Raw genomic sequence first — 5,007 nt, 5'->3', positions numbered from 1 at the left:
GATACCTTTTGGGCATCATCTCAATCGCGAAAAGTCGCCATGCCCAAAAACACATCAGGCCCGATTTCGGGTCCCAATCCCCTATGTCCTGAGCGCATGTCAGCAGCCGCGCGCCTCGAAGAAATTGGCCGCATCCTCGCTGCAGCTGTGGTTCGCCTGAACGTGGAACAGTCCAGCGATTTATCTTCTGAGAACGGAGACAGTTTCGTGGACTTATCGCCCCGAAAGAGCGGTGGTCGTCGTACAAAACGTATCCGCATTGGAGGAATTGATGAAACATCACAATAAGATAACCCCAGCATTACCAGGAAGCGATCCAAACCTGGACCAGACGGTGCTGTCGCGCATGGCCGCCCTGAAGGCGATGTCGGTCAAGGAACTCAAAGCTGAATGGGAAAAACTCATCGGCACCTCGGCACCAAACAATAGCCGGGCATTTCTTGAACTGCGCATCGCCTATCGGATTCAGGAGCTGACCTACGGCGGCCCGGATCGGGCGACCCGCCGCATGCTGGATCTGCTTGCCGATGAGGTTGAAGGCCATGCCCGCCGCAATCATCAGATCGCCGATCCCCGCAATCCTGTGGTCGGAACGAAACTCCTGCGTGAATGGGACGGCGCCGAGCATACGGTCACAGTGCTGAAGGACGGCTTTGACTGGCAGGGCCGCAAATACAAATCACTCTCGGCCGTGGCCCGCGCCATCACCGGAACACGCTGGAATGGCTATCGCTTTTTCGGGCTGCGTGAACGCAAGCAGGAGGAAGCATGATGGACATTAACACCCGCCCCAACCGTCGTCTGCGCTGCGCCATCTACACGCGTAAGTCGACCGAAGAAGGGCTCGACATGGAGTTCAACACCCTCGACGCGCAGCGAGAGGCCTGTGAGGCCTATATCGCCAGTCAGAAGTCCGAGGGATGGGTGGCCACCCGCGACCGCTATGACGATGGTGGATTTTCTGGCGGCAATCTGGAGCGCCCCGGCTTGAAGCAGTTGCTGACAGACATCGACGATGGGCTGATCGACGTGGTCGTGGTCTACAAGATCGACCGACTGTCGCGCTCACTGATGGACTTTTCCAAATTGGTCGAGGTCTTCGACCGCAACGGCGTCACCTTTGTGTCTGTCACGCAGTCGTTCAACACCACAACCTCAATGGGGCGGCTGACGCTGAACATCCTGCTCAGTTTCGCCCAGTTTGAACGTGAGGTCATTGGTGAGCGCATCCGCGACAAGGTGGCAGCATCGCGCAAGCGCGGGATCTGGATGGGAGGCTACGTGCCCCTCGGCTATGATGTGCAGGATCGCAAGCTGCTGGTGAACGACGCCGAGGCCGCATCGGTCCGACGCATCTTCGAGCGGTTTGTCGAACTTGGCTCCGCCACGGTTTTGGCCCGCGAACTTCGCCGCGACGGCTTCCGCAGCAAGCAGGGAACGCTGATCGACAAGGGCTACCTCTACCGGCTCCTGAACAACCGTGTTTATCGCGGTGAGGCCGTCCACAAGGGCAAGGCCTACCCCGGCGAGCATGACGCCATCATCGACGAGGCACTCTGGGATCAAGTCCACGCAATCCTCAAGGAAAGCCCTCGCAAACGTGCCAACAACAGCCGGTCGCGGACACCCGCACTCCTGAAAGGGTTGATCTTCAGCGACACCGGCGCGGCCATGACGCCTACCAGCACGAAAAAAGGCGCGAAGCTTTACCGATACTATGTTTCGATGGACGTGATCCGGAACCGCGAGACCGGTGAAGAAACCGCCCCAATGCGGCTGGCGGCAGGAATGGTCGAGGATGCGGTCGTGACCGAGGTTCGGCGCATTCTGCAGACGCCGGAGGTGGTATCGCAGGTGCTCGGGAACCTGAAGCACGACGACGGTCGGGCTTCGGAAGCTGATGCCATCGCGGCCCTTCACAAGTTCAAGGCCCTCTGGTCGCAACTCTTCCCTGCTGAACAGGCCCGCATCATCCAGCTTCTTGTACGGCGGGTCACGGTCACCGCCGCCGGGCTCGAGGTCGACATTCGCCGCGAAGGCATTGCGGGTGTTATCCGCGAGATGGTCGCGCCACGTCAGATGGAGGCCGCAGAATGACGAGGCCAGTCAACACGATCCGCGTTCTCATTCCCCTGACAGTTCGCAGGAAGAATGGGCGCCCGAAGATTCTGCCGCCCGCTGACTACCTCCCCAGCGAGGACCAGACCCAAGACCCTCATATACTGCGCGCCATCGGTCGCGCATGGGGATGGCGGCGGCGCATGGAGGCCGGTGAGTTCACCACGATTCAGGAACTGGCCGAGGCAGTCGGGCTGGCCGAGCGCCATGTCAGCCGCCAACTACGGCTGGCCTATCTGGCCCCCGAGGTGCTGAAGCGGCTGACCTGTGGGCGCGAGGCTTCATCGGTCAGCCTGTATGATCTGTGCTTTCTGGCGGGGAATACGTGGCAGGAGCAGGCAGAGCACGCAGTCGATCAGCAAAAACCAAGACAGACCTGAAGGGTACTTCGCCTTGTTCAGATCGCAACGCTGCATCCTCAGGAGCTGTGGCACGACCCCATCGCAGTCAGAGACCATAGACAGACCAGCCGCAGACGCATGCTGGTGCGTTCTGCAGCGATTGCTAACTCATATTCGACGTGCCTCGCTCGACAGCACGCCAATGCACGTGCTGCGTGAGACCGAAGCTGAGAAGAATCGCCGCGTCGCCGCCGCCAAGCATCAGAAATTATTAACTAAAAATGACCATAAAGCGCTATGGCTTGTTGGTCTCCGATAAGAAATTTCTTGCCTTTACGCCGGATCCATGTATGTTCTGCCTCATGGCACTGCCACGGGGTCAGGCTATACGCCGACCGCCTCAGGGGATCCTTCGGGATCCCTTGTGTGTTTCTGAGGCTCTTTCCACACGCCATATTCCCCATCGTAGCAGGAATACTTTACCCCAACGGCATGTTCTTCATGCTTGAAATCCAATAGCATTTTTCGACCAACCAGTTGATTGTATGCGCGGTTTTGCTTGCCACAAGTGATGTGGCTGATCGGATGAACGACAAGGTCGGCTAGCTGGAGCAAGGGGTTTCCCTTTCCGTCGGGCCAGATGACGTTGAGATGGTCCGTAAACTGTTCTCCTGTCAAAGGTCCGTATTGTTTTGAGTTTTCGGCACAAAACCCCAAACCTACGGCCTTGAGGTCCGCGAAGTAACCTTCCAGCAACCTATCCTCTTTTTCCCCGGTGCGCTCATAGACTACATCCAGCTTCCGCCCATTCTGCATCGCAAACTTCGCAGCGCGCTCAACAGAAATATCGAAAGCGGTCTTGCTCATGGCCCAACGGATGCCCACAGGGTACTTCTCAAGGTATCGATCCCGATAACCTGGGCGACAGATCACGCACGCGTGTGCGATGAGTCGATCGTCCAGGACGAGCTGTTCCAGCTCTGAAAGAAATGCTTCTTTCCTGTCCACATCCTTTTTCAGGAAACCAAATTTCCCTTTTCCAGATCGGATCTTATTTCCATGGAGTGCAGGGACTTCCCACTTTTCGCAAAATGCCCTCACTTTTTTGGACAGAGCATCAACGTCCTCGGAAGCAACAATGACTCCTCCAAGTGCAAAGCTCAGTTCATGAGCCGGTGACGAGGCGTTGGTCCCGCCGCCGCACGTGGTTCGCGTCCCAAAGTCGTCCATGTAAAAAACGTACTTGCTCTTCAAACCATCCTCGGGAGCCACTGCATATCGGCGCAATATATTGAAATGGATCAGGAATGGAAACGCTGCATGTGGAAAAATGCGCCGGCCTCTCTTCCCCGATCTTAATGAAAACTTGCCTGAAATGACGTCGCGGTCAGCGAGACATGCGCATTCAGCGGCGGGTGCAACTCGAATGCCTTCGGTTCGCGCGCAAAATTCCAGAGCCGGAACAGGGACCATTCCGAACTCCTCTCCTCGGCCACGGCCAGTTCGTTGCGGCTGATGTGGAAGGGTGTGCGTTCCCAGCCATTCGTCGTTTTCACCTCGATCAGGCGCGAACTGCCGTCCAGTGCGAAGCTGGCGATATCGTAGCCGGCACCATCGCCATCCTCCTCCGACACCCACCGGACCTTGCGCGCAAGGTCGTCGCGGCCCGCTGATTTGAGGGCTGCACGTTCATGCGCCAGCACGCGCTCCTCACCGGCGCGGCCGAGGGCGCGGTTTCGCTCGTCTCGCGCCGCGACATCGAATTTGCGGGCGATGTGCAGCATCTGCTCCAACTCCTGCGGCGGCGGCTGGTTCGACAGCGTGGGCGGCGGCCCGATCCAGATCGGCCGCGCCTCCGAAAGGCTAGTAGGCGCTCGTATACCCGAATGGCGACCGAGCCAGGTCGGGTTCAGCGCCAGCCAGCGCGCCACGGCATCCACCAACGTCATCTGGAAATTGAAGGCAGGCTTGTAGCCCGGGATCCAGTCTTCACCCAGCCCCTTCAGCACGGCGCTGATGTTCTGGTGTTTGAACTCTACTGATCCTTCGGAGCGATCGTTCAACAATGGCAGAAGCCCGCGCCGGTGCTCGGCCTTGTTGTACGAGCGACCAGAGACGTCATCGGCGAGCATCGCGAAGTAATCCGCGACGATCAGGTCGTTCTCTTGATCTGACCAAGCCCCGTTTGACATTGCGCCAGGCTAGGGGCGAAAACTGCGTTTGTCACCAAAGGCTTCGCGCAACCCTACTAATTAATGCGCAACAGAACGCCGCCTTCGGGTGTCTCTGTCCGCTTTGGTAGCGGTCGAACGTGCTTCAACTGCGGCGCAATCCATTTTCGGCAAACATCTGAAAATACGACATATTTTGAATGCGTCTCGATTTGGGTGAAGGGCGGGTGGAAAGAGACGCGGGGCGTTTGGAGACCGATTTCGGCCAAACGACCAGTCTCCGAAAGTCGGATGACCTCGTTAAACCCCTTTGAACTAAAAAGAAAAAAGGCCCGCAATGGGGCCTCATCTTGGGTTCGCGAATGGTTTATGGCGGA

At 57.9% G+C, this 5,007-nt stretch carries 6 protein-coding genes; 4 read left to right on the top strand and 2 right to left on the bottom strand.

All coding sequences use genetic code 11. The features are described 5' to 3' along the window. The 4 genes from AC4GMC_RS17070 to AC4GMC_RS17055 all read left to right on the top strand — a co-directional run. Positions 1-288: hypothetical protein (locus AC4GMC_RS17070; protein ID WP_488082171.1), on the top strand; the 288-nt coding region annotated here is incomplete at its 5' end. 58 nt (positions 289-346) lie between these two features. Then, positions 347-772: a DUF2924 domain-containing protein gene (locus tag AC4GMC_RS17065; protein WP_487635035.1), complete on the top strand. Its 426-nt coding sequence runs from the start codon at positions 347-349 to the stop codon at positions 770-772. Continuing rightward, on the top strand, positions 769-2,097 hold the full coding sequence (locus tag AC4GMC_RS17060; protein WP_487880453.1) for a recombinase family protein: 1,329 nt from the start codon (positions 769-771) through the stop codon (positions 2,095-2,097). Before AC4GMC_RS17065 ends, AC4GMC_RS17060 begins: the two co-directional genes overlap by 4 nt. Continuing rightward, complete coding sequence (locus AC4GMC_RS17055) at positions 2,094-2,498, top strand: hypothetical protein (protein WP_487878558.1); 405 nt, start codon at positions 2,094-2,096, stop codon at positions 2,496-2,498. Before AC4GMC_RS17060 ends, AC4GMC_RS17055 begins: the two co-directional genes overlap by 4 nt. A 345-nt stretch (positions 2,499-2,843) precedes the next feature. Here the strand turns inward: AC4GMC_RS17055 and AC4GMC_RS17050 are convergent, their stop codons facing one another. Beyond that, complete coding sequence (locus AC4GMC_RS17050) at positions 2,844-3,932, bottom strand: DUF3800 domain-containing protein (protein ID WP_487878559.1); 1,089 nt, start codon at positions 3,930-3,932, stop codon at positions 2,844-2,846. Further along, the gene (locus AC4GMC_RS17045; protein WP_487878560.1) at positions 3,815-4,651 is read right to left on the bottom strand and encodes a protein NO VEIN domain-containing protein; all 837 of its coding nucleotides are present in this window, start codon (positions 4,649-4,651) and stop codon (positions 3,815-3,817) included. Before AC4GMC_RS17045 ends, AC4GMC_RS17050 begins: the two co-directional genes overlap by 118 nt. Between the last annotated feature and the right edge of the window lie 356 nt (positions 4,652-5,007).

This window comes from Thalassobacter sp., from assembly GCF_982993085.1.
This window is presented reverse-complemented; position numbering and strand designations above follow the sequence as displayed.